General features: G+C 45.8%; 27 protein-coding genes and 1 other annotated feature. Of the genes, 2 read left to right on the top strand and 25 right to left on the bottom strand.

The genetic code is table 11. The annotated features are described in order from the left end of the window. Positions 1 to 38: 38 nt before the first annotated feature. The 8 genes from L2D08_RS08860 to L2D08_RS08825 are packed head-to-tail and all read right to left on the bottom strand — an operon-like array spanning position 39 to position 5,008. The gene (locus tag L2D08_RS08860; protein WP_242233398.1) at positions 39 to 770 is read right to left on the bottom strand and encodes a class I SAM-dependent DNA methyltransferase; all 732 of its coding nucleotides are present in this window, start codon (positions 768 to 770) and stop codon (positions 39 to 41) included. Continuing rightward, positions 767 to 1,117 (bottom strand): ribosome silencing factor, encoded by a 351-nt coding sequence (gene rsfS, locus L2D08_RS08855; RefSeq protein ID WP_242233397.1) that lies wholly within the window; start codon positions 1,115 to 1,117, stop codon positions 767 to 769. Before rsfS ends, L2D08_RS08860 begins: the two co-directional genes overlap by 4 nt. Next, on the bottom strand, positions 1,118 to 1,687 hold the full coding sequence (yqeK, locus tag L2D08_RS08850) for a bis(5'-nucleosyl)-tetraphosphatase (symmetrical) YqeK (RefSeq protein WP_242233396.1): 570 nt from the start codon (positions 1,685 to 1,687) through the stop codon (positions 1,118 to 1,120). Beyond that, on the bottom strand, positions 1,677 to 2,246 hold the full coding sequence (locus L2D08_RS08845) for a nicotinate-nucleotide adenylyltransferase (RefSeq protein ID WP_242233395.1): 570 nt from the start codon (positions 2,244 to 2,246) through the stop codon (positions 1,677 to 1,679). The genes yqeK and L2D08_RS08845 overlap by 11 nt, the downstream gene beginning before the upstream one ends. Beyond that, a complete protein-coding gene (gene yhbY / locus L2D08_RS08840; protein ID WP_242233394.1) occupies positions 2,243 to 2,536 on the bottom strand; it encodes a ribosome assembly RNA-binding protein YhbY in 294 nt (97 codons plus the stop codon). The genes L2D08_RS08845 and yhbY overlap by 4 nt, the downstream gene beginning before the upstream one ends. Continuing rightward, on the bottom strand, positions 2,530 to 3,372 hold the full coding sequence (aroE, locus tag L2D08_RS08835) for a shikimate dehydrogenase (protein ID WP_242233393.1): 843 nt from the start codon (positions 3,370 to 3,372) through the stop codon (positions 2,530 to 2,532). The genes yhbY and aroE overlap by 7 nt, the downstream gene beginning before the upstream one ends. Positions 3,373 to 3,389: 17 nt before the next feature. Further along, positions 3,390 to 4,487, bottom strand: a complete 1,098-nt coding sequence (yqeH, locus tag L2D08_RS08830; protein ID WP_242233392.1) for a ribosome biogenesis GTPase YqeH — start codon at positions 4,485 to 4,487, stop codon at positions 3,390 to 3,392. After that, on the bottom strand, positions 4,484 to 5,008 hold the full coding sequence (locus tag L2D08_RS08825; RefSeq protein ID WP_242233391.1) for a YqeG family HAD IIIA-type phosphatase: 525 nt from the start codon (positions 5,006 to 5,008) through the stop codon (positions 4,484 to 4,486). The genes yqeH and L2D08_RS08825 overlap by 4 nt, the downstream gene beginning before the upstream one ends. 288 nt (positions 5,009 to 5,296) lie before the next feature. On the opposite strand from L2D08_RS08825, the gene sda reads away from it, so the two are divergent. Both sda and sigK read left to right on the top strand, forming a co-directional pair. Next, positions 5,297 to 5,440, top strand: a complete 144-nt coding sequence (gene sda / locus L2D08_RS08820; protein ID WP_242233390.1) for a sporulation histidine kinase inhibitor Sda — start codon at positions 5,297 to 5,299, stop codon at positions 5,438 to 5,440. A 44-nt stretch (positions 5,441 to 5,484) separates the two neighbouring features. Further along, positions 5,485 to 6,243, top strand: coding sequence for an RNA polymerase sporulation sigma factor SigK (gene sigK, locus L2D08_RS08815; RefSeq protein ID WP_242233389.1), 759 nt, complete (start codon positions 5,485 to 5,487; stop codon positions 6,241 to 6,243). Between the two features lie 136 nt (positions 6,244 to 6,379). On the opposite strand, the gene mtnN is transcribed toward sigK, so the two are convergent. From mtnN to L2D08_RS08730, 17 genes are all read right to left on the bottom strand, one after another. Then, the gene (gene mtnN, locus L2D08_RS08810) at positions 6,380 to 7,084 is read right to left on the bottom strand and encodes a 5'-methylthioadenosine/S-adenosylhomocysteine nucleosidase (protein ID WP_242233388.1); all 705 of its coding nucleotides are present in this window, start codon (positions 7,082 to 7,084) and stop codon (positions 6,380 to 6,382) included. Positions 7,085 to 7,137: 53 nt separating this feature from the next. After that, positions 7,138 to 7,812: a YrrS family protein gene (locus L2D08_RS08805; protein ID WP_242233387.1), complete on the bottom strand. Its 675-nt coding sequence runs from the start codon at positions 7,810 to 7,812 to the stop codon at positions 7,138 to 7,140. 107 nt (positions 7,813 to 7,919) lie between these two features. After that, a complete protein-coding gene (gene greA / locus L2D08_RS08800) occupies positions 7,920 to 8,396 on the bottom strand; it encodes a transcription elongation factor GreA (protein WP_242233386.1) in 477 nt (158 codons plus the stop codon). 114 nt (positions 8,397 to 8,510) lie between these two features. Continuing rightward, complete coding sequence (gene udk / locus L2D08_RS08795) at positions 8,511 to 9,146, bottom strand: uridine kinase (RefSeq protein WP_242233385.1); 636 nt, start codon at positions 9,144 to 9,146, stop codon at positions 8,511 to 8,513. Between the two features lie 5 nt (positions 9,147 to 9,151). Then, the gene (locus L2D08_RS08790) at positions 9,152 to 10,423 is read right to left on the bottom strand and encodes a peptidase U32 family protein (RefSeq protein WP_242233384.1); all 1,272 of its coding nucleotides are present in this window, start codon (positions 10,421 to 10,423) and stop codon (positions 9,152 to 9,154) included. 17 nt (positions 10,424 to 10,440) lie between these two features. Next, the gene (locus tag L2D08_RS08785) at positions 10,441 to 11,370 is read right to left on the bottom strand and encodes a peptidase U32 family protein (protein WP_242233383.1); all 930 of its coding nucleotides are present in this window, start codon (positions 11,368 to 11,370) and stop codon (positions 10,441 to 10,443) included. After that, on the bottom strand, positions 11,367 to 12,014 hold the full coding sequence (locus L2D08_RS08780; protein ID WP_242233382.1) for an O-methyltransferase: 648 nt from the start codon (positions 12,012 to 12,014) through the stop codon (positions 11,367 to 11,369). The genes L2D08_RS08785 and L2D08_RS08780 overlap by 4 nt, the downstream gene beginning before the upstream one ends. 113 nt (positions 12,015 to 12,127) lie before the next feature. Next, positions 12,128 to 13,225 carry an endolytic transglycosylase MltG gene (mltG, locus tag L2D08_RS08775; protein ID WP_242233381.1) on the bottom strand — a complete coding sequence of 366 codons (1,098 nt, stop codon included), beginning with the start codon at positions 13,223 to 13,225 and terminating at the stop codon, positions 12,128 to 12,130. Between the two features lie 98 nt (positions 13,226 to 13,323). Next, a complete protein-coding gene (locus L2D08_RS08770) occupies positions 13,324 to 13,611 on the bottom strand; it encodes a DUF1292 domain-containing protein (protein WP_242233380.1) in 288 nt (95 codons plus the stop codon). A gap of 14 nt (positions 13,612 to 13,625) precedes the next feature. Continuing rightward, entirely contained in the window at positions 13,626 to 14,042 is a 417-nt protein-coding gene (ruvX, locus tag L2D08_RS08765) for a Holliday junction resolvase RuvX (protein WP_242233379.1), read from the bottom strand. Next, the gene (locus L2D08_RS08760) at positions 14,039 to 14,314 is read right to left on the bottom strand and encodes an IreB family regulatory phosphoprotein (protein WP_242233378.1); all 276 of its coding nucleotides are present in this window, start codon (positions 14,312 to 14,314) and stop codon (positions 14,039 to 14,041) included. Before L2D08_RS08760 ends, ruvX begins: the two co-directional genes overlap by 4 nt. Positions 14,315 to 14,394: 80 nt before the next feature. Next, positions 14,395 to 17,025 (bottom strand): alanine--tRNA ligase, encoded by a 2,631-nt coding sequence (gene alaS, locus L2D08_RS08755; protein WP_242233377.1) that lies wholly within the window; start codon positions 17,023 to 17,025, stop codon positions 14,395 to 14,397. 65 nt (positions 17,026 to 17,090) lie between these two features. Then, positions 17,091 to 17,299 (bottom strand) — a binding site (T-box leader). A 50-nt stretch (positions 17,300 to 17,349) separates the two neighbouring features. Further along, complete coding sequence (locus L2D08_RS08750) at positions 17,350 to 17,514, bottom strand: hypothetical protein (RefSeq protein WP_242233376.1); 165 nt, start codon at positions 17,512 to 17,514, stop codon at positions 17,350 to 17,352. Positions 17,515 to 17,562: 48 nt separating this feature from the next. Then, a complete protein-coding gene (gene recD2 / locus L2D08_RS08745; RefSeq protein WP_242233375.1) occupies positions 17,563 to 19,929 on the bottom strand; it encodes an SF1B family DNA helicase RecD2 in 2,367 nt (788 codons plus the stop codon). Positions 19,930 to 19,947: 18 nt separating this feature from the next. Beyond that, a complete protein-coding gene (locus L2D08_RS08740; RefSeq protein ID WP_242233374.1) occupies positions 19,948 to 20,604 on the bottom strand; it encodes a tetratricopeptide repeat protein in 657 nt (218 codons plus the stop codon). Positions 20,605 to 20,673: 69 nt separating this feature from the next. After that, positions 20,674 to 21,786: a tRNA 2-thiouridine(34) synthase MnmA gene (gene mnmA, locus L2D08_RS08735; RefSeq protein WP_242233373.1), complete on the bottom strand. Its 1,113-nt coding sequence runs from the start codon at positions 21,784 to 21,786 to the stop codon at positions 20,674 to 20,676. 15 nt (positions 21,787 to 21,801) lie between these two features. Beyond that, on the bottom strand, positions 21,802 to 22,935 hold the full coding sequence (locus L2D08_RS08730) for a cysteine desulfurase family protein (protein WP_242233372.1): 1,134 nt from the start codon (positions 22,933 to 22,935) through the stop codon (positions 21,802 to 21,804). Between the last annotated feature and the right edge of the window lie 2 nt (positions 22,936 to 22,937).

The raw sequence follows: 22,937 nt of genomic DNA, 5'->3' as shown, positions 1-22,937 counted from the left end.
TCTTCTTTACAAAATCTTAACAAAAAAAGAGCAGCTGATCAGCTGCTCTTTCTTGCTTTGATAAAGATCCGTTCTGATTCTGGTGCTGGGGCACCATTTGTAAAATCGGCTGTGATCGCTTCAACATAGAAGCCCGCTTCTTTAAGCCATTGGGCATATGCTTTAGGCTCAAAAGTGCGCTGATAGTGCAATTCATCAAATCGTTCATATTCGCCGTTCTCTGTTTGAACGAAGAACGTTAATTCATGTTCCACACTGTCCAGATGTTCTCCCGGAAATGCATTCCATATAAATGAAACATCTTCGGCGGCATCCGCAAACGTCTGCTCTACAAAAACATGATTCATTTTAAAAGAGGAATGGACATCAAATAGAAACAAACCGTCTTCTTTTAAGTGGCTGAACACCGATTGAAACGTTTGCTTCACATCTTCTTCTGACTGTAAATAGTTAAGCGAGTCGCAAAAAATAACAGCTGTGTCAAATTGACCAATCCCATCAAGCTCACGCATATCCTGCTGGAATAGCGGGATGTTCATTCCATTTGCTTCCGCTTTTTCGCGGGCAATGGCAAGCATATCAACGGAAAGGTCAATCCCTGTTACTTGAAAGCCGGCCCGGGCAAAACGAACGGCCAGTTCTCCTGTTCCGCAGCCGATATCAAGCAGGGATCCCCCTTTTACTTCTCTTTGCAAATATGCTTCCCATTCATCGTACGGTGCATCCTGCATAAGCGCATCGTACACCGAAGCAAACCGGTTATAACTCATGACATCAGCACATCAACGTGCGGCGCATCGCCCCATAGACGTTCAAGATTGTAGTAAACCCGTTCCTCACGATGAAAAACGTGAACGACTACATCGCCGATATCGATCAATACCCAGCGTGCTTCGTCAAACCCTTCCATCCGGCGAATATCAAAGCCAAGTTCTTCTGCTTTCTCTTTTACTTCACGGGCAATTGCCTGTACTTGCTTATCTGAATTCCCATGGCAGATCACGAAGTAATCAGCGACCGGTGAAATACCTTCCATATTAAGGGCTGTAATATTTTCTGCCCGCTTATCATCTGCTGCTTTTGTTACTGCTTGCAGTAATTGCTGTTGTTCTGTCAATTAAACATCGTCTCCATTCTGAATAAGATCATTATACGTATCCATCGTAACCGGGAAAACCGGCTGTTTTTTACTCATTAAAAAGAGAATTGAATTTTTTACAGCCGCCAAAACAGCCGCATTCAAACTCTGCTTTGCAATCGCCCGTACTTCCTCGACACCTGGAAATGCCCTTCCCGGCTCAATATAATCTGCCAGGTAGATGATTTTTTCAAGCAAGGTCATGCCAGGCTTCCCGGTTGTATGCCAGCGGATAGCAGAGAGTATGTCTTCGTCTTCAATTCCTGCTTCTCTGCGCACCAGTACAGCCCCCGCCGGCGCATGCCAAAGCTCGTGGTGAAATGCAAGAAGCCGCTCGTCTTCTCTCTCGTCTATTAAAATCTGCTTCATCTCTTCTTTCGGACGAAACTTTGCATAATCGTGGAAAATAGCGGCCAGCTCCGCTTTGTAGATATCTGCTCCGTAGCGGCCTGCCAGCTCGACAGCTGCTTCTGATACCCCTAGAGTATGCGTGTACCGCTTTTCCGTTAATTGTTTTTCAACAATCTCCAGTGCTCTGCTACGCTCCATATAAGCCGTTCTCCTTTATATACCGAATAACCGTTTCCGGCATAAGATAATGAAGCGTTTTGTTTGACGCTGCTTTTTCCCGGAGAACCGTTGATGACAAATGAATTTCGGGCGTATCAATTAATAGCACCGGGTAAGGCGTTTCTGTTGAATAGCCCGGCCGCTTGACTCCGACAAAGGTGACAAGCCGGCTTAATTCATCAATGTCACGCCATTTCGGTAAATATTCAATCATGTCCGCACCAATTATAAAATAAAATGATGTTTCAGGTTCTCGCTTTATCAATTCCCGCATTGTATCAATCGTATACGATACCCCTGCACGCTGGATTTCAACCGTTTCAACCCGAAAGCCGTCATTCCCTTCAATGGCAAGCTCTGTCATACGGAGACGGTGTTCGTCCTCCACATGACCAGCAAGCTTTTTATGCGGCGGAAGTGAGTTGGGCATAAAACGGATTTCATCTAGGTCGAGCGCATGCAGAGCCTCATTGGCTGCAATTAAATGCCCAACATGCGGCGGGTTAAACGTTCCGCCTAAAATACCCACTTTTTTCATCGCGGCAGAACAATTTTTTTGTTTTCTTTTGATTCTTTATATAATACCACTGTGTGGCCGATCAACTGAACAAGCTCTGCTTTTGCACCCTTGGCCAGTGCTTCTGCCACCTCATGTTTATCATCTTCATTGTTTTGCAAAATACTCACCTTGATTAACTCGCGCACTTCAAGTGCTTCGGCAATTTGCGTTGTCATGTTTTCATTAACGCCCCCTTTACCTACTTGAAAAATTGGGTCTAGATGATGAGCCTCTGCTCGTAAAAATCGTTTTTGTTTTCCTGTCAGCATGATGTTCCTCCAAGTTTATTCTGTACTATTTTTTGCATACGTTTCGTGTCAGGCAGGATGCCTGTCCATTTTTCAAAAGCAAGCGCACCCTGATAAGCAAACATTTTCAAACCGTTTTGCACACGTGCGCCCTGCTTTTTAGCTTCTTTCATGATCATTGTTTCCGCTGGATTGTAAATGATATCCGATACAAACGCATCTGGACGGATATTCTTTACATAAATAGGTGTTTCACTTACTTTCGGCGACATGCCAATGGATGTTGTTTGAATGATAATATCATAATCACCGAGCTGCTCTTCCGCCTGCTCAAGAGATAAAAGAGCCGTTTTAACGGGATACGGACACCGGTTTTTCAGCTCCTCGGCTTTTGCCGGTGTTCGATTGGCAATGTCTACCCGTTCGGCTCCCTGCTGGCCAAGCGTATAGTAAATTGCTCTTGCTGCGCCGCCCGCTCCAATAATCATGATCTTTTTATCGAGTACGGAGCTTCCATATTCCTCATTCAGCCCGCGTACAAACCCTTCTCCATCTGTATTATACCCAATGAAGCGGTTCCCATCTCGCACAACTGTGTTTACTGCACCGATCGCTTCAGCAAGCGGATCTATTTCATCTAATAGCGGCATAATGGCTGTTTTATGAGGTACAGTGACGTTAAAGCCCGAAAGGCCAATGGCCTTCATTCCTGCGACCGCTGTTTTCAGCTCTTCACTTTTAATATGAAAAGGGTGATAGTATGCTTCCATATGAAGCGCCCCAAACGCATCGTTATGCATATCAGGCGACATAGAATGGCCAATTGGATCGCCTATAACCCCGTATAGCTTTTTCACGCGACAACCCCCACTTTTTAAATTAACGACTTGCGCAATGTTACAGCAGCCCCTTTTGGTACGTAAGCTGCTACTTTTGCACCTGGCTCGTTAACGGTAATCCAGCCGAGCCCTGAGAAAACAATGTCTGTTTTCGCTTCTTGAATTGTCCATTCCTGACGAACAAGATCAAGCGGCGCTCCGCCATGCCCCGCTGGCTTCAGCAGCTCCCCGGCATGGTTTTCGTACAAAGCATCTGCTTTTTCGAGCTTCGTACGGTGAATGTCGATTTCATTAGAAAGATGGCATATAAAAGAGCGCCGGCCGCCTGAAAGATAGTCAAAGCGGGCTAATCCGCCAAAAAATAGTGTTTGCTCTTCATTCAACTGAAAAACTTTTGGTTTAATTTCTTTTTTTGGCAGTAAAAACTTTAAGTTTTCTTTATCAACAAAGTGCGCCATTTGATGACGATTGATAATTCCCGGCGTGTCTACAAGCGCATGGCCGTCAGAAAGTGGAATTTCAATCATATCCAATGTCGTACCCGGGAAATGAGACGTCGTAATAATATCTCCTTCTCCTGTAATTTCCTGAATGATTCGGTTAATAAATGTAGACTTTCCGACATTTGTACAGCCGACTACGTACACATCTTTTCCGTTCCGATAATGCTCGATGGCATCCGCCGCATCGCGGATCGCTTTTCCTTCTGAAGCACTTGTTAAAAGTACATCAATCGGTTTTAACCCAAGCTGGCTTGCTTCGTGGCGCATCCAATGAATAACCCGTTCCTTTTTCACGGATTTCGGCAGCAAATCCGATTTATTCCCGATAAGCAGGACGGGGTTTTTACCGGCAAAGCGGTGCAAGCCCGGAAGCCAGCTTCCATTAAAATCGAAGATATCCACGATTTTAACGATTAATGAATCTGTCTCACCGATTGTGTTCAAGATTTTTAAAAAGTCATCGTCGGTCAGTTCTACGTCCTGTACTTCATTATAATGCTTTAAGCGAAAGCACCGTTTGCAGACAACGGTTTCTTTCTCCAGTGCAGCAGCCGGTGCGTAACCAAGCGCAGCCGGGTCTCCTGTTTGAATGACGACTCCACAGCCATCACACGTAATTACTTCGTTCATTGATTTCGTTCCTCCCATTGAATCATTCCTTTACGCTGGAAAAAAGTCATGAGTCTTCTTTCTATTTTCCGATTAATGCGCGTCCAAAATCCATCGGTCGCTGCAATGGGAATGACCAAAATTGTATAAATCCCGCTTCGGTTTCCGCCAAATACATCTGTCAGCAGCTGGTCCCCGATTACGACAGTTTCTTCTTTTCGTACGCTTAAAAGCTTGATGGCTTTTCTGAAAGCACGCCCCATCGGCTTTCTCGCTTCAAAAATAAACGGCAGATCAAGCGGCGTTGAAAACGTGCTGACCCGCTTTTGGTTATTGTTTGATACAATCAGTACTTTAATGCCCGCTTCCCGCATTTTTTGAAACCAAATTAAAAGCTCGGGTGTTGCATCTGGTCTGTCCCAGGCAACGAGTGTATTATCAAGATCGGTTATGATCGCTTTAATTCCTTTTTGTTTCAAGCGCTCTGGCTGGATTTCAAGCACACTTCTTACCTGCTCATTCGGCAAAAATAATTTCAGCACAATGTACACCTCTACTATTCGTTTGCTTCTCCTATCATAGCCGATTTTTCCATATGTGACAAAGTAATATTAAGAACAAAAACTTTTCGACATATTTCTCATTATCCTACTCTGTGGATAACCTTATTCACAAATTAACACAGCTGTTTCAAGGGTTTAATCTAGTTATTCTATTTGTTATCCTCACTTATCCACTATATCCTGTGGAAAAAAGAACAATTGTTCTTAATGGTTTTTTTTGTTAAACTGAAAAAAATAATTAATCAATGACATTGGAGATGACAGACTATGCACTCATTATCCGATCACTTACTTCTTTCTTCTTATAAAAAAGCGGCAAAACTAAAATTAAATGATGACTTTCTAGCTCTGATAGAAAAAGAAATGAAGCGGCGGGAAATTCAGTCGCAAAAAAGAGCCAAAAAGGAATAGCCGTCTCCCCCTCCGAATATGATGCCTATAAAGGAGGGATCATCATGATTGAACTAGCAGCCGCTCTCTCTTTTTTGTTGAAGGAAGCGGTTTTTTTCGTCTCTTATGTAAAGCATAATGCGTTTCCTCAGCCGCTGAGTGCGGAAGAAGAACGAAAGTACCTGGCGCTTCATGAACAGGGAGACCGCAATGCCCGTGCCAAGCTGATCGAGCATAATCTCCGTTTAGTAGCCCATATTGTGAAAAAATTCGAGAAAACCCATCACGATACAGAAGACTTAATTTCTATTGGGACCATCGGCCTGATCAAAGGCATCGAAAGCTACTCCGGGAAAAAAGGAACTAAGCTTGCCACTTATGCGGCAAGATGTATAGAAAATGAGATTCTGATGCACTTCCGCTCCTTAAAGAAAACGAAGAAGGACGTATCACTTTACGATCCAGTCGGCCGCGACAAAGAAGGAAATGAAATCAGTCTTCTTGATTTACTTAAAACGGAAGACGAAGACGTCGCAGGCCGCCTCTCCCTTCAAATGGATATCGAACAAATGAAAAAGTGCCTCTCTGTTCTTGATGAACGAGAATTGTCCGTAATCGCTGCCCGCTATGGCTTAACGAATGATCAAGATAAAACGCAGCGTGAAATTGCGGCCAAAATGAACATTTCTAGAAGTTACGTTTCCCGAATTGAAAAAAGAGCCCTTGCTAAAATGATGCAGGAATTTAAGCGGCTTCAAGCAAAACAAAAAAGGGCTCCAAAAGATCTGGAGCACCCTTCAAATCACTTTTCCTCAATCGATTGAAACAGAGATCATTACGCCTGTCACTGTAGCTAAAAGAAGCCCCATAATCATCATAATCATTTTGTGACATCTCTCCCTTTTCATCCGCCTTGTTTCTTACGAATACTTTATCATAAAAGATGCTTTTTGTATTGGATTATTTCTCCTCTTGAAGCTGCTCAACTATTTTCATCACAAGGTTAGCGGAGTGAAGCCCGGCCTTCGGCAAAAATTGTTCAAACGAAATATTCGATTCTTTTCCTGCAATATCAGAAAGTGCCCGGATGACTACAAACGGCACACTAAACTGGTGAGCCACCTGTGCAATGGCGGCCGCTTCCATTTCAACTGCCTGAAGGCCAGGGAAGATATCGGCAATCGCTTGTACACTTGCTGGATCATTCATAAATGAATCCCCTGTCGCAATCAGTCCTTTTACCGTTTTCAGCTCAGTATCTCCTTCGGATGCTTGAAACGCGATATCAACCAGTTTCTCATCGGCTGTAAAAGCGGCCGGGAGCTGCGGCACCTGTCCGTATTCATAGCCAAAAGCTGTTACGTCTACATCATGGTGGCGGACTTCAGTTGAAATGATTACGTCTCCTACCTGCAGGTCCGGAGACAATCCGCCGGCAGAACCTGTGTTAATTAACACATCCGGCTTGAATTCATGAATTAAAACAGCTGTTGTCATCGCCGCATTTACTTTACCGATCCCCGAGCGTAGCAAAACCGTTTCAACACCGCGCAGCTCGCCGATTGTAAACTCGCTGCCGCCAATGACTTTTACTTCCTTGTTTTTCATTTCACCACGTAAAATGGTTACTTCTTCTTCCATTGCACCAATAATCGCTGCTTTCATTTGCTGCACTCCTTTTTTAATTCCGCAAAAAAACCCGCCGGCAAAGCGGGTTTTTAGCGGCCTTTATCATTTTCTTCAAGCTTTTGTACTTTTGTCGGCTTCCATCCCTCGCCGTCTACCCATTCAATGTACACGCGGTACGCTTCATCCTGGTTTGACTTGGGAGAAACAGTTCCGATCGCTGCTTGAGGCCCATTTCCGCTAATATACCAAACGGTCATGTTTTCTTGTGGAATTCCTGTTGCATAAGATAAGGCTTGTTCCTTTTCCTGCCAGTCAGTTGAGCCCGTTTCGAATGAAGAGGTATGTTCTCCTGATTGAGTCGTACCTACTCCTTCCCAGTTTGGATTGACGATATCTTGTTCCACATTCGGTTCTGTGCCTTCTGAAACCACTACTTCTTCTTTATCTTCTGTTTTGTCTTCAGTTTGCTCTTCCGTCTTTTCTGCTGCTTTCTCTTCTTCAGTCTGCTCGTCTGTTTCAGCCGGTTCCTCTGTCGTTTCAGCGGCCTGTTCTTTTTCTGTTTCTTCATCAGATACGGCAGTGGTTTGTTCCTGCTTTGTTTCCTGCGCTTTTTCTGGCGCTGCTGTTTCTTCGTCATTTCCACCGGCAAAGATGGTAAATCCAACGATTACAATAAGCAGTACCACAACCGCAATGGCTGTATTTAAAATGCGGTTTGTTTTTCTCCGCTTCGTTTTGCGCTCAGCACGCGACGATTGTTCCATTTGCTTCTCCTCCTCATTCCGCTTTCATTTTAACATGTCTCGTTTAACGGATAAATGTTTTTACACAAAAAAGCGCAAAAGGCCTGCGCCTTTTGCGCTTTTTTATGTTAATCAATGGAAACGATTTTTACGTTCATTTCACCAGCCGGTGTTTGAACAATCACTTTGTCGCCCACGCGTTTGCCGATCATGCTTTTGGCAATAGGAGAGTCATTTGAAATTTTCCCTTCAAATGGATCCGCTTCCGCGCTTCCAACAATTGTATAGCTTTCTTCTTCGCCATCAGGAAGTTCAATGAATGTAACCGTTCTGCCAAGCGATACTTCGTCTGCATTCATTTCACTGTCTTCAATAATTCTTGCATTGCGGATCATCGTCTCAATTGTGCCGATCCGGCCTTCTACAAACGCCTGCTCTTCTTTTGCTGAGTCATACTCAGAGTTCTCTGACAGGTCGCCGAAGCTGCGGGCAATTTTAATGCGCTCCACTACCTCTTTACGCTTAACTGTTTTTAAATGTTCAAGCTCTTGTTCCAGTTTTTCTTTACCTTCTCGTGTCATCGGGTATACTTTTTCGTTCGACAACTTCTTCCACTCCTTTAATGTTCACCAAAAAAAGCACTTAAATATGAGCGCGCCCCTTCTGCTTTAGAGAAGGCGCGCGTTTTTCCCATTGTATGCCTGTTTTCTAAAAACATACTATAAAATGTCTTTTTGTTCAAGAATTGTTTGTATTTTTGCAATTAATAAATCAATGGCTACCTTGTTTTCTCCGCCGATTGGGATAATCACATCCGCATATCGCTTCGTTGGCTCGATAAACTGGTTGTGCATCGGCCGCACAACTTCTGTATACTGTTCGATCACGGAATCCAGCGAACGACCCCGCTCTTTTATATCGCGTGTCAGACGGCGGATAAACCGCAAATCTGCGTCCGTGTCTACAAACAGTTTTATGTCCATTAAATCACGCAGGCGCTCATCCTCAAGTACTAGAATGCCTTCTAAAATAATCACGTCATTCGGCTCGAGTGGAATTGTTTCTTCAGAGCGCGTATGCTGTGCATAATCATAGACCGGCTTTTGAACAGGCCGGCCATTGATCAGCTCATTTACCTGTTCAATCAGCAGGTCATTATCAAATGCAAGCGGATGGTCGTAATTTGTTTGTAAACGCTCTTCAAACGTTAGATGTGATTGGTCTTTATAATAGTAATCCTGCTCGATCATCATAATCGAGCCATCTTGAAAATAATCATGTATCGCACGGGCAACGCTGGTTTTACCAGAGCCTGATCCGCCCGCGACGCCGATGACAATCGGCTTTTTACTCATCAATGTCACAGCCCTTTCCGCATCATATCATCTTTTGAAACAGGACGGTCTACTTTGAAACGGACAATTTGAAGCGGGTGGCGCGCTGCATCCAGTTCATTTCCGTCTTCATCCACAACCGTGCCGATTACTTGCTGGAAGGTTTCCATCTTTGGCCCGAAAAACTCCACTGTATCGCCTGGACGGAAGAAATTACGCTGCTGCAGTGTAACGATTTGTGTTTCTTCATCGTAATCTACAACAAGACCTGTAAAATCGTGGGACGCTTTTTTGCCATGAACGCCGAAAAGCTGTTCGTCAGCTCCTGGTGTTCCTGCAAAGAATGCTGGTGCTGCCGGCCGGTTAGCACACTTCTCCAGTTCTTCAAGCCACTCATCTTTGATGGTGAAATTTTCAGGGTCTGCACAGTATGCGTCAATTACTTTCCGATATACACCGACTACCGTTGCTACATAGTGAATCGATTTCATGCGGCCTTCAATTTTTAAGCTGTCAATGCCCAGTTCAATCAGTCCCGGAATAGACTGCAGCAGACGCAAATCTTTTGGACTCATCGCAAACGGCGAATCGCCTTCCTGCGTGATTGCTGTTTCAACACCGTCTTCCATCTCTACCAGGTTATAATCCCAGCGGCATGATTGACAGCAGCCGCCACGGTTGGAGTCACGCGCAGTCATATGGTTACTCAGTACACAGCGGCCTGAATAAGCAATACACATCGCTCCGTGAATAAACGTTTCAATTTCAATATCGACTTTTTCTTTCATTAAGCGCATTTCTTCCCCGGTTGTTTCACGGGCAAGAACAACACGGTCAAGGCCTTCATCTTTCCAGTATTTCACTGCACGCCAGTTTGAAAGAGACTGCTGTGTGCTCAAGTGAACTTCCACATTCGGCGCTACACGGCGGCATGTTTCAATAATAAGCGGATCCGCTACGATAATACCCGTAACACCAGCTTCACCCACTCCACGCAAGTAGTCTTCCAGGCCGTCGATGTTTTCATTATGTGCAAAAATGTTGGTCGTTACATACACTTTTGCACCGTAAGCTTTAGCAAACTCAACGCCTTCTTTCATTTCTTCAAATGTAAAGTTGCCGGCATTTGAGCGGAGGCCATACTCCTGACCGCCAATATATACCGCATCCGCTCCGTAACGGACGGCGATTTTCAGCTTTTCAAGTGTTCCGGCCGGCGCCAAAAGCTCCGGCTTTTTCACAATGACCCGTTTGCCATCGACGATCTCGGAGATCGCATCGTTTATCAATCCGTTCATTTCCGTTTCCTCCTTTATTAATAAACCGTTTCTTTAAAGAAAAAGCCTGAATCAAGTGGACGGTGCTCGGGCTGAAGTGCTTCCGCAGCTTCAAGCAAGTCCTCTTTTTCATCTTCATATTGATCCGGCTGATCTACGCAAAGGTCAATCGCTTTCCGATACAATTTCGTTGTTTCAAGACGATATTCTTCTGTTTGCAGCACACCGTCAATTTTAAATGAATCGATACCTGCTTCCACAAGTTCCTGCAGTTCATCAATAATGCACATATCGTTCGGGCTCATAATATGAGTGCCATTTGCATCTTCATAAATAGGGTATTTGTTGCTGCGTTCTGGATCGTGAAGCAGCATGTTTTTCGCACCCTGCCGGTTTTCTATTTCCATATTTTTCCCCATGTATTCAAAATAATGGCCTAGAAGCGGACGCTTTGACTGGAACATGCATGTCATCCCATGAACCTGCACTTCAATTTGAACATTCGCCTGTTCTTTCGTTTCAATAACCGCATCCATGCTGAGTTCCCGGGCAAGTACGGCACGAACAGCCCCGCGTTTGCCCCAGTAGTTTGCTGTGTAGTAATTGGTCGCCGTTGTTTCCGGATTCCAATGCATTGGAATAGCCGCGCCTGTTTCCCGAACGGCCATAATAACAGCCGGATCACCGAATACGATAGCATCAGCACCTGCTTGTTCAACAAACGTTACGTATTCATCAAGTTCGTTCGCGATATTGTTATGAAAAAGGGCATTAACTGCCACATATACTTTTTTGCCATGCTCATGCGCAATGCGAATGGCTTCCTTTACCTCCTCACGGGTAAACTCACCCGCAAGGCGCAGACCATACCGCTGCTCTCCAATAAGAAAAGCGTCAGCACCCGCTTCTATTTGTTTGATCAGTTCATCAACACTGCCCGGTGTCACAAGCAATTCTGGTTTTTTCATTTTTCTTCACTCCGTTTTGTGCTGATGGCAATGCCATCACCGGCTGGGATAATAGATGTATCATAGCCGGGATGCGCCATCAGCCATTGATTGTAATCCATAATTTTTTGTGCCATCTTCTCAAGACGTTTCGACGGTGCATCTGTTCCAGCAGCGTACCCTTTAAACAACACATTGTCTGAATAAATAACGCCGCCCGGCTTTAACATCGGTTCGTATAATTCAAAAAAGCGGCGATATTGTCCTTTTGCCGCATCAATAAAGATGGCGTCAAACGGTCCGTCTTCCGCTGCCTGTTCCGCTAGTTCAAGCGCATCGCCTAACAGGATTCGGATCCGGTTTTGCCCGCCTGACTGGCTGATGTATTGAGTAGCTTTGTTAAATCGTTCCTCGTCACGCTCAAGCGTTGTAATGTGCAGCCCCGGAACCGCCTCTGCCATCCGAAGAGCCGAATACCCGATCGCCGTGCCAATCTCAAGCAGACGCCCAGGCTTTTGTAGCTTCATGACAGCCAGCAGTGTGTCCATGCCGACCGGTTCCATAATCGGAACGCGGTGCTCGGCCGCATATTGCTCCATCTCTGCGAGCAAACCCGTACGCGGCTGAAGCAATGACTCAATGTAGCCATGTATATTGTCGTTCATGGTAATAATACCCTCTTTTCTAAGAAAAAGAGAAAGCTATGAAAGCTTTCCCGTGTCTTTTTGCGCCCGAACTATTTTATCATAGAAAGCGCGGAAAATCTATGTGTGCTTTTTCACTCGGCGTTTGTGATATATTTTGCTTTTAATTTATTGTGTTCCTCGAGTGTTTTTGAGTAGTAAACATCTCCTGCCGGTGAAGCAAGGAAGTAAAGGAAATCTGTTTGCTCAGGTGACAGCACAGCTTCCATCGAATCAATGCCGCTGTTGCCGATCGGTCCTGGCGTTAAGCCTTTGACTTTGTACGTATTATATGGAGAATCCACCTCGAGGTCTTCGTATAGAACTCGATCTTTATGCTCTCCTTTCGCGTACAGCACTGTCGGATCTGTTTGCAGCGGCATGTTTGCTTTCATTCGATTATAGAAGACGCTGGCAATTTTCCTGCGGTCCGTTTTACCGGTTGCTTCCTCCTCGACGAGTGAAGCAAATGTTAAAAATTCGTGAACGCTCATGCCGGATGCTTTAATTTGAGCGGAATAGCCTTGTACGACTTCATCCATTTTGGCAATCATTTCTTCTGCGATCTTCTCAACCGGCTTTTCCGGATTTTCTATATCATAGGTCGCCGGATACAAATAGCCTTCGAGCGGATAGCGAATATTTTCATTCATCACTGCGTTTGTGACAAGTGCAGGGTGGTTTGTCATCATTTTTTGAATAAATGCTTCGCTGTTCAGCACAGCCAGCACGTCTTCTGCTTCCCGGTTCGTTTGAACAGCGATCAGCTCCGCAATCTGAGCCAGCTGATAGCCTTCCGGAATGGCTAAGCTGCCGTCCCCCAGTACTTTCCCTTCTTTTAAGGAAGCCATAATGGCGTCAGGGGTCATGGAAGGAGACAACACATATTCTCCCGCCTGAAAATCACCTTCGCCTTTATACTTTACGTAATATTTAAACAGGATTGCATTTTTTACAATGCCTTTGTCTTCAAGCGTTTGTGAAATGGAAGACAGGCTTGAACCAAGCGGAATGGATACATTCACTTGTTTATCATTTCCTGCATCCGCAGGGTCTGATGCGCTTTTCCAGACGTAATAAGCTCCCGCCGCAAGCGCTGCTGCCAGCAGAAGTAGTAAAAAAAACACGATTAAAACTGCTCTTTTCAACCGCCTTTTACGCCCCGAAGGCGGCAGAAAAATATCATTCGACATAAAAATCTCCTTTCGACACCATTTTCTTTTTATAGTATACAAGAATGATGCCCAAAAGAAAAAGAACAGGCGCTTATTTTAGCGCCTGTTCCTGCTGATTATTCTTGTTCTTCATCATCAAGAAATGTGTTAAGCATTTCTTCGATCATGTTCCACTCTTCATCCGACTCGATCGGCTGAAGTTCTCCGTCTTCTCCTTCGTCACCCGGCGTAAAAGAAGAAGCATGAATTTCAATTTCCTCGTTATCGTCTTCTTCTGCGCCTACTGGGAAGTAAAGTACGTAGGACTTGTCAAATTCATCGTTGTGGAAAGTAAATAAAACTTCACAAAGCTGTTCATTACCGTTTTCGTCAATTACCGTGATTTGCTTTTCACCATGTTCCATCAATGGTCACCTCATCATTTTTGGCTGTCGAGATATCCTTGCAGAATCATCACCGCAGCCATTTTATCAATTACTTTTTTTCGTTTTTTCCGGCTTACATCTGCGTCAATAAGCATTCTTTCCGCTGCCATTGTTGTCAGCCGCTCATCCCACAGTACAACCGGAAGGTTAAAGGATTCCTCAAGAAGACCTGCAAACATCTTGGCAGCTTCTCCTCTCGGCCCTACTGTATTATTCATGTTTTTCGGAAAGCCGACAACAAATTTGCTCACTTCGTGCTCCCGCACAAGCTCGCCGATCCGATCAAGACCAAATTCGCCTGCCGCCTCATCAATCTTTATCGTTTCAATGCCTTGCGCTGTCCAGCCAAGTGCGTCGCTGACGGCAATGCCGATTGTTTTTGTGCCGGCGTCAAGGCCCATAGTTCTCATGATGTAGGTTCCTCCTGCTGTTCTTTCAGGTACGTTTTGACAAGCTCCTCAATAATTTCATCCCGCTCAAGCCGGCGGATTAAATTCCGGGCGTCATTGTGACGCGGAATGTAAGCCGGATCTCCGGAAAGCAAATAGCCGACAATTTGATTGATCGGATTGTACCCTTTTTCCTCCAGTGCGCCATGAACCTTTAGCAGCACCTCTTTTACATTTTCTTCATACGGCTCTTCTGGAAAATTAAACCGCATCGTCTTGTCAAAAGAACTCACTGTCAGCACCTCACTTCAGGCGGATCTTACATGCCCGCTTCTGTACGATATGTTTCATTGTACAACAAATGACAACATATTCAAATGGATTTCACCCATTCAATGGCAATTTGCAGTGCTTCGTCAATTTTCGATGGGTCTTTTCCACCTGCCTGTGCCATATCTGGACGGCCTCCACCGCCTCCGCCAAGGCATCCAGCCACTTCCTTCACTAGTTTTCCAGCATGGAAGCCTTTTTCGGTTAAATCGCCTGTCACCGCTGTGACGACGTTTACTTTGCTGTCTGCTTCAGCAACCAGCACAATGACACCTGGCGTGACTTTTTGCTTTAACTCATCCGCCATTGTCCGAAGAGCATTCATATCGGCCGCCTGCACTTTTGCCGCGAGCAGCTGTACGCCATTCACTGTTTCGATGTTATCGGTGAGGCTGCCTGCTTCTATGTTTGACAATTTCTTTGAAAGTGATTCATTTTCACGCTGCAGTTCACGCATTTCTGTCTGCAGGCTGTCCACTTTCGTTAAAATATCTTTCGGATTGGATTTTAGTTTTGACGCTGCTTCTTTTAATACAGCTGCCTGCTCATTCAAATAGCGGAATGCCCCTTCGCCTGTTACCGCTTCGATCCGGCGTGTCCCTGCACCAATGCCGCTTTCAGACAAAACCTTAAACAAGCCGATTTCCGCTGTGTTTACTACGTGGCAGCCACCGCAAAGCTCAAGGCTGTAATCCCCAACTGAAACGACCCGGACAATATCGCCGTATTTCTCGCCGAACAGGGCCATCGCTCCCATTGCTTTTGCTTCTGCGATTGGTTTAAACGCTGTTTCCACCGCGATCCCCTGCCAGATCTTTTCGTTGACAATCGCTTCTACCTGGGCAATCTCATCTGCTGTTACCTGGCCGAAATGCGAAAAGTCAAAGCGAAGGCGGTCTGGTTCAACGAGAGATCCCGCTTGGTTTACGTGCGTGCCAAGTACATCTTTTAATGCTTGGTGCATTAAGTGTGTAGCTGTGTGGTTTTTAATAATTTTGCCGCGCGACAGTACATCTACTTTTGCTGTAGCCGCACTTCCCGCTGACAATGTTCCGCTTTCCACGACCGCACTGTGAACGTTTTGGCCGTTCGGTGCTTTTTGCACATCTTTTACCACAACACGCGCTGTTTCCGATACTAAAATTCCTTTATCGGCAATTTGGCCGCCGCTTTCTGCGTAAAATGGCGTTTCTTTTAGAATAAATTGAATTTCTTCTCCTTCGTGCGCTTCCTCAACAAGAACACCGTCTTTGATTAAAACCGCTACAGTGGTATCGACGGTCAATCGGTCGTACATAAATGTGCTTTCTTCTTTCACAGAGGACAGCACACCGCCCTGCACCTGCATGGACTCGGTATCCTGACGAGCGGCACGTGCACGCTCACGCTGCTGCTGCATCTCACGCTCAAAACCGGCTTGGTCTGCTTTCATGCCTTCTTCTTCCGCATATTCTTCCGTCAATTCAACCGGGAAGCCATACGTGTCGTATAAACGGAAAACATCCGCGCCTTCAATGGTATTCGAGCCGGCCGCTTTCGCTTTTTCGATGACAGCTGAAAGAATGGCAAGCCCTTCGTTAAGCGTTTCATGGAAACGTTCTTCTTCATTTTTGATGACTTTTTGAATGAACGCCGATTTTTCTGATACTTCCGGATAATAATCATTCATCACTTCACCGACTACCGGTACCAGTTCATACATAAATGGACGGTTAATGCCAATTTGCTTTGCATAACGTACAGCACGGCGAAGTAGACGGCGAAGCACGTAGCCGCGGCCTTCGTTTGATGGCAGCGCGCCATCGCCAATCGCAAATGCAACCGTACGGATATGGTCGGCAATCACCTTAAATGCTGTGTCTTTCTCCGGATCCACCCCGTATTGTTCACCCGAAACCCGCTCTGTTTCACGAATAATCGGCATAAAAAGATCGGTATCGAAGTTGGTCGGCACATTTTGCACAACAGAGGCCATGCGCTCAAGACCCATACCTGTATCAATATTTTTCTTTGGAAGCGGTGTGTAAGTACCGTCTGGATTATGGTTAAATTCAGAGAATACAAGATTCCATACTTCTAAATAACGTTCATTTTCGCCGCCAGGATATAACTCGGGATTGTTTTCGTCGTCTCCATATTCGGCGCCGCGGTCATAAAAGATTTCCGTGTTTGGACCGGATGGGCCTTCTCCAATATCCCAGAAGTTTCCTTCTAAACGGATAATCCGTTCGTCCGGCACACCCACTTCGTTTTTCCAAATAAGATATGCTTCTTCATCTTCTGGATGAATCGTAACAGACAGTTTCTCCCGATCAAAACCGATCCATTTTTCGTCTGTTAAAAACTCCCATGCCCAGTGAATCGCTTCCGTTTTAAAATATTCACCGATGGAAAAGTTGCCAAGCATCTCAAAAAATGTATGATGACGCGCCGTTTTACCGACATTTTCAATGTCATTCGTCCGGATTGACTTTTGCGCATTTGTAATACGCGGATTGTCCGGAATAATACGCCCGTCAAAATATTTTTTTAGTGTTGCCACCCCGCTGTTAATCCAGAGCAGACTTGGATCGTCAATCGGCACAAGCGGCGCGCTCGGTTCAACACGGTGTCCTTTTTCTTGGAAAAAGTCTAGATAAAGGCGGCGGATCTCCGCACCTGTTAATGTTTTCATGATCAAAATCCTCCTTATCGTATGTACACAACCGAAAAAAGACAACAAAAAAAGCCCCATCCCCCAACAGGGACGAAGCTTGTTCGCGGTACCACCCTGATTGCCAATTCCTTCACTGGAATTCGCCTCTCAAATGCCTTAACGCGGCAGACGGCAGTGTTTGCTGCACTCAGGACCCAGCTTTCCATCATTCTTCATCCGAAATATTTCTCAGCCATGAATATTTCTCTCTTTGAATGGGCTATGATGTACTCCTGTCCTTCTTCGATTTGTCACAATTCATATACCCGAATTATAAAAAGGAATGGGACGTTTGTCAATGACTCAAGACCACTCATCAATCTGAACAAGTGTCCCGTCTTCTTCTACTTGGTGAATCACAAGGCCGCCTTCAAGCTCGGACATTTCCACACAGCAGTCATGACAGTAATAATGGTCGGAGCCGATACGACCTACTTCCCGGCTTCCACAGTTCGGACATGATTGCACGATGATCCCTCCTGTTTTTGCCATCAGTATGTCCGAAACAGCTCCCTCTTATACCACCATAAAATCGAAAGGCGTAATACCTTTCATGCCGATCATTGGATCGATCGACATCCATGTTTCTTCTGTCAGTGCTTCTGCTTCTTTTTCGGGGGCTTCTTGACCGGAGAGCCGGTCCGCAAGGCCTGTTTTTCGCACCAGGTCATCGTTGCGGGCAATGCCGATTCGAAACGCTTCTTCTTCGCCGCACAGGATTAAAAACTGCCGGCTTCTCGTAATGGCTGTGTACAGAAGATTCCGCCTCAGCATGCGGTAATAACTTTTAACGACCGGCAAAATCACGATCGGGAATTCACTTCCCTGCGACTTATGAATTGAGCAGCAAAACGCATGTGTGATTTGGTTTAAGTCATTGCGTGTATAGGTTACTTCATTGCCTTCGTATGAAACAATGACCATGTCTTCTTTTTCTGTGTTTTCTTTTGCATAAAAAATGGCGACAATCTCCCCGATATCTCCATTAAATACATTTTGCTCCGGCTGATTTACAAGCTGCAGCACCTTGTCGCCAATTCGATATTTAACCGGGCCAAACGCAATTTCTTTCCGCCGGCCGTCTTCGTTTGGGTTGAGCACCTGCTGGAGCACCTCGTTGAGCTTATCGATGCCTGCCGGTCCTTTGTACATGGGGGCGAGCACTTGAATGTCCCGCGGCTCATATCCTTTCCCCGCAGCATTTTTCACGACTTTTTCGATGACATCCGCAATTTGTCCAGTTCCGCACCGGAGAAAAGAACGGTCTTTCTGGGGAGCCGTGAGTGTTTCTGGAACCACGCCGTCTTTGATACTGTGGGCCAGGCTAATGATGGAAGAGCCTTCTTCCTGGCGGTAAATATCCGTCAGGCGCACGGACGGAATGACGCCTGAGGCAAGCATATCTTTTAATACCTGCCCTGGTCCAACCGATGGAAGCTGGTCTTCATCTCCCACTAGTATGACCTGCATATCGTCTGGTATGGCTTTAAACAGCTGATGGGCAAGCCATATATCTACCATTGACGTTTCATCGACAATCAACAGCCGTCCTCCAACTGCATTGCCTTCTTCCTCCGGATCTTCCTGTCCATTGAATCCAAGAAGCCGATGGATGGTCACAGCAGGAAGCCCGGTTGACTCCATCATCCGCTTTGCCGCACGGCCCGTCGGCGCGCAAAGCTTGATTGGAAAAGGCTCGTCTTTGTCATATTTTTTCGGGTCGAGCGATAAGCCATGAAGTTCACCGTACAATTCAACAATCCCTTTTATAACCGTTGTTTTCCCCGTTCCAGGCCCTCCTGTTAAAATCATCACCGGTGAAGTAAGCGCGGTTTGAATGGCTTCCTTCTGGGAAGGCGCGTAAGAAATGCCGGTACGGTCTTCGAGCTCACCGAGCGCAAGCAAAAACTCCGACTCCGGAAACGAATGAGGCTCCTGCTCCATTACACGCTGCACGTTGGTAACGAGCCCTTTTTCCGAAAAATAAAGAGACGGCATATAAACCCGCTGCTCTTCTCCAGCTACTTTCCCTTCTTCCTCCAGCTCAATCAGCCGTTTGGCGATCGCCTCGAATTCCGCTGTGCCATTCGCGCTTTTATCGAGCAGCTCCTTTACGTTTTTCAGCAGTTCTTCTGCCTCTATATAGCAGTGGCCATCTTGAAGACACTGCTGTTCAAGAGAATATAAAATCGCAGCTTTCAGGCGGTCGGGATGCCCTCCGCTAATGCCAATTTGAGCACCGATTTCATCAGCCCGTACAAAACCGATTCCTTCGATGTTTTCCACAAGCCGGTATGGATTTTCTTGAATGACGTTCAATGACTCTTCGTAATACATTTGATAAATTTTCATAGACAGCTGCGGTCCGAAGCCAAATTCATTCAGAGCCACCATAATCTGTTCAAGCCCTTGGTGCTTCATCAGCGTATCGTAGAGTACATCCGCTTTTTCAGCCGGGAGGCGCGGTACATTTTGCAGGCAGCTTTTATCCGCAATAATTTTGGAGATCGCCTGCTCGCCGAGGATCTCTACAATCGATTCAGCCGTTTTTTTGCCGATGCCTTTAAATAAGTCCCCGGATAAATAAGCCACAAGCCCCTGCTTCGTCTGCGGCATTTCTTTTTGAGCCGTGCGGGCAATAAACTGCCGCCCAAACCTTGGATGATCTTTGAAATGACCGCGAAACTCATACATTTCATGCTCATGGACAGCAGGGAAATAGCCGGTTACCACCGCTTCTTTTTCATCATACGTTCCGTCCGTTTCGGTCACACGGACACGCAGAACGGTATAAAAGTTTTCATCGTTCCGGAAAATCGTGACAATATGCCGGCCTTTTAAAAACTGCTCTCCTTCTGTGAATAAATCCCGTTTTTCCTGCACGGTGCTGACCACCTCTTTTTATTCTGCTTTTTCCAGCATTTTTTTGCCGTACCCTGCCAGCATATGGTCCGGCTGAATCTCTAACGCCCGATCAAAAAATTGAGCTGCTTTGTCAGCTTGTTCGTAATGACCGGCATATAAAACACCGAGGTTATAAAAAGCATCAGCATGCTCCGGATCCTGCCCGACGACTTTTTGCATGTTTTTCTCTGCTTCTTCATATTGCTCTGTTTTTGCCAGAGCAAGCGCATATTGAAAGCGCGCTTCCACATCGTCTTCATCCAATTCCACCGCACGCATTAAATACGGCAGCGCCATCACAGTTTGATCCAGATATAAAAAAGACAGCCCCAGCATAAAGTAAGCATCCGCTTCTTCCATTCCGCTCCGAATGGCCTTTTCAAAGCGCTGCGCGGCTTCTTCAAAACGCTCATTCGTAAAATAAAAAGAGCCAAGCGCGTATTGGGCTGAACTCGAGTCAGGAGCGACCTCAACCGCTTTTTGATAAAATCTTAATGCCCGTTCACCATCATTCATCTCAGCCAGTACATGGCCAAAATTAATATATGCAGCTGGTTCTTCCGGCTTTTCTTCAATTTGCTCGGTGAAAAGCTTAAGTGCTTCTTCCCATTTTCCTTCTTGTAACAATTCAATACCCTGCTGATTTTTATCCATGTGAAGCCTCCCAGTTTTTCTTTATTATAACAAAGAAAACCGCTCCACGTAGAGAGGAGCGGACTGCAATCAGCCGACATAATCGAGCTGTTTGTTTTCTTTATATACTTTATCGATTGTTCCGCCGCCAAGACAAACATCTCCATCATACAGTACAACCGCCTGACCCGGGGTAATCGCACGAACCGGTTCATCAAAAACGACCCGCGCTGTTCCGTCTCCGGTTTGTGTTACCGTCACGCCGGTATCCGCCTGGCGGTAACGGAATTTCGCTGTACAATGGAACGTCTCCGGCATTGGTTCATTTGTTGTAAAGCCCACTTGCACAGCGTCAAGCGAATCGGAGTACAGTGATTCATGATGGAAGCCTTGTACAACATACAGTTCGTTTGTTTTTAAATTTTTCCCGCCAACAAACCATGGCTCACCGCTTCCGCCAATCCCAAGACCGTGCCGCTGCCCGATTGTATAGTACATGAGTCCGTCATGACGGCCCATTTTACGGCCATCGAATGTAACCATATCACCCGGCTGAGCAGGCAAATACTGACCTAAAAACTCTTTGAAATTGCGCTCGCCAATAAAACAAATACCAGTCGAGTCTTTTTTCGTCGCAGTTGCAAGTCCGGCTTCTGCTGCCAGCTCCCGCACCCGTTTTTTCTCAAGCTCGCCGATAGGGAACATTACTTTTTCCAGCTGGCTTTGAGACAACTGGTTTAAAAAGTAGGTCTGATCCTTGTTATCATCCACACCGCGCAGCATTTTCACTTCACCGCCGGAACGGTCAATACGCGCGTAGTGGCCGGTTGCCAAGTAATCAGCGCCCAGCTTCATCGCATGATCAAGAAAAGCTTTAAATTTTATTTCTTTGTTGCACATCACGTCCGGATTAGGGGTCCGGCCCGCTTTATATTCATCTAAAAAGTAGGTAAATACTTTATCCCAGTACTGTTTTTCAAAGTTAACCGCGTAATACGGAATACCAATTTGGTTGCAGACACGAATAACGTCCTCATAGTCTTCAGTCGCCGTGCAGACACCAAATTCGTCTGTATCATCCCAGTTTTTCATAAAAATGCCGACTACATCATACCCTTGTTCTTTTAATAAAAGCGCCGCTACCGAAGAATCAACGCCTCCTGACATACCGACGACAACACGGGTGTCTTTCGGTGCTTTCATTGCTTCATCCTCTTTCTATTGAAGCCGCTTCGCGATTTTCGCTGTTTCAAGAGCGGCTTGTTCAATTTGTTTCGTTGTATTATTAAACCCAAAGCTAAAGCGGATTGACGACCGAAGTTTAGGTGAATTCTCCCCAAACATCGCCGTTAAAACATGCGACGGCTCAATGGATCCAGCTGTACAAGCCGACCCGCTTGATGCGGCGATACCAGCCATATCCAGGTTCACCAAAAAAGCTTCTACATCTGTTTCGGGAAAAAACAAGTTTAGCACATGCGGCAGGGAATGTTCAACTTTGCCGTTTACTGAAAAAGAAGCGCCCTGCTCGGAAAGTGTATCGATAAAAAGCTTTTTCATTTCTATATAACGGGCAGCTCGTTCTTCCCGTGTTTGTTCCGCGATTTTGGCGGCTTGCGCCATACCAGCAATGGCCGCTGTATTTTCCGTTCCTGCACGGCGTTTACGCTCCTGCTCTCCTCCGTATAAAAGCGGCGCAAGCGCTGTTCCCGGTTTAACATAAAGAGCGCCGATACCTTTTGGGCCGTTAATTTTATGCCCTGAGACGGAAAGAAAGTCGACGTTCAATTTTTTTACATCAATTGGCAGGATACCATATGCCTGGACAGCATCTGTGTGAAAAAGAGCGGAATGGCCCGAAAGCAGCTGTCCGATAGCCTCGATTGGCTGAAGAGCACCTGTTTCGTTGTTGCCATACATGATAGAAACAAGAATGGTATCCTCCCGCAGCGCATCTTCTACTGCTGAAAGAGATACAATTCCTTCTTCATTGACAGGAAGATACGTTACTTCAAATCCTTCCCTCTCAAGGGCTTCACATGCATGCAAAACCGCGTGATGTTCAATAGTGGTAGTAATAATGTGGCCCGCCCCTTTTGAACGCGCGGTACCCAAAATGGCCAGATTATCTGCTTCTGTACCGCTCCCCGTAAAAATGATGTCGTTAAAGCCGGCATTTATCGTAGCAGCAATCACCGTTCTTGCTTCATCGACAATCCGGCGCGATTCCCGGCCAAACGAATGAATGCTTGATGGGTTTCCATAAGTTTCGGTTAAAACTTCTGCCATCGCTGCGGCCGCTTCTGGATGAACAGGCGACGTGGCTGCGTGGTCTAAATAAATTCTTTCCATAT

Origin of the sequence: Domibacillus sp. PGB-M46 (assembly GCF_022668875.1) — a bacterium.
Lineage (GTDB): Bacteria > Bacillota > Bacilli > Bacillales > Domibacillaceae > Domibacillus.
Note: the sequence above shows the minus strand (reverse complement) of the source record. Positions and strands in the feature narration are given on the sequence as shown.

Excerpts from the sequence above, each read along its gene's own strand:
- L2D08_RS08860 (WP_242233398.1), bottom strand. The coding sequence starts at position 770 with ATGAGTTATAACCGGTTTGCTTCGGTGTACGATGCGCTTATGCAGGAT.
- yqeK (WP_242233396.1), bottom strand. The coding sequence starts at position 1,687 with ATGGAGCGTAGCAGAGCACTGGAGATTGTTGAAAAACAATTAACGGAA.
- L2D08_RS08845 (WP_242233395.1), bottom strand. The coding sequence starts at position 2,246 with ATGAAAAAAGTGGGTATTTTAGGCGGAACGTTTAACCCGCCGCATGTT.
- yhbY (WP_242233394.1), bottom strand. The coding sequence starts at position 2,536 with ATGCTGACAGGAAAACAAAAACGATTTTTACGAGCAGAGGCTCATCAT.
- yqeH (WP_242233392.1), bottom strand. The coding sequence starts at position 4,487 with ATGAACGAAGTAATTACGTGTGATGGCTGTGGAGTCGTCATTCAAACA.
- sda (WP_242233390.1), top strand. The coding sequence starts at position 5,297 with ATGCACTCATTATCCGATCACTTACTTCTTTCTTCTTATAAAAAAGCG.
- sigK (WP_242233389.1), top strand. The coding sequence starts at position 5,485 with ATGATTGAACTAGCAGCCGCTCTCTCTTTTTTGTTGAAGGAAGCGGTT.
- mtnN (WP_242233388.1), bottom strand. The coding sequence starts at position 7,084 with ATGAAAGCAGCGATTATTGGTGCAATGGAAGAAGAAGTAACCATTTTA.
- L2D08_RS08805 (WP_242233387.1), bottom strand. The coding sequence starts at position 7,812 with ATGGAACAATCGTCGCGTGCTGAGCGCAAAACGAAGCGGAGAAAAACA.
- udk (WP_242233385.1), bottom strand. The coding sequence starts at position 9,146 with ATGAGTAAAAAGCCGATTGTCATCGGCGTCGCGGGCGGATCAGGCTCT.
- L2D08_RS08790 (WP_242233384.1), bottom strand. The coding sequence starts at position 10,423 with ATGAACGGATTGATAAACGATGCGATCTCCGAGATCGTCGATGGCAAA.
- L2D08_RS08785 (WP_242233383.1), bottom strand. The coding sequence starts at position 11,370 with ATGAAAAAACCAGAATTGCTTGTGACACCGGGCAGTGTTGATGAACTG.
- L2D08_RS08780 (WP_242233382.1), bottom strand. The coding sequence starts at position 12,014 with ATGAACGACAATATACATGGCTACATTGAGTCATTGCTTCAGCCGCGT.
- mltG (WP_242233381.1), bottom strand. The coding sequence starts at position 13,225 with ATGTCGAATGATATTTTTCTGCCGCCTTCGGGGCGTAAAAGGCGGTTG.
- L2D08_RS08770 (WP_242233380.1), bottom strand. The coding sequence starts at position 13,611 with ATGGAACATGGTGAAAAGCAAATCACGGTAATTGACGAAAACGGTAAT.
- ruvX (WP_242233379.1), bottom strand. The coding sequence starts at position 14,042 with ATGAGAACTATGGGCCTTGACGCCGGCACAAAAACAATCGGCATTGCC.
- alaS (WP_242233377.1), bottom strand. The coding sequence starts at position 17,025 with ATGAAAACATTAACAGGTGCGGAGATCCGCCGCCTTTATCTAGACTTT.
- L2D08_RS08740 (WP_242233374.1), bottom strand. The coding sequence starts at position 20,604 with ATGGATAAAAATCAGCAGGGTATTGAATTGTTACAAGAAGGAAAATGG.
- mnmA (WP_242233373.1), bottom strand. The coding sequence starts at position 21,786 with ATGAAAGCACCGAAAGACACCCGTGTTGTCGTCGGTATGTCAGGAGGC.
- L2D08_RS08730 (WP_242233372.1), bottom strand. The coding sequence starts at position 22,935 with ATGGAAAGAATTTATTTAGACCACGCAGCCACGTCGCCTGTTCATCCA.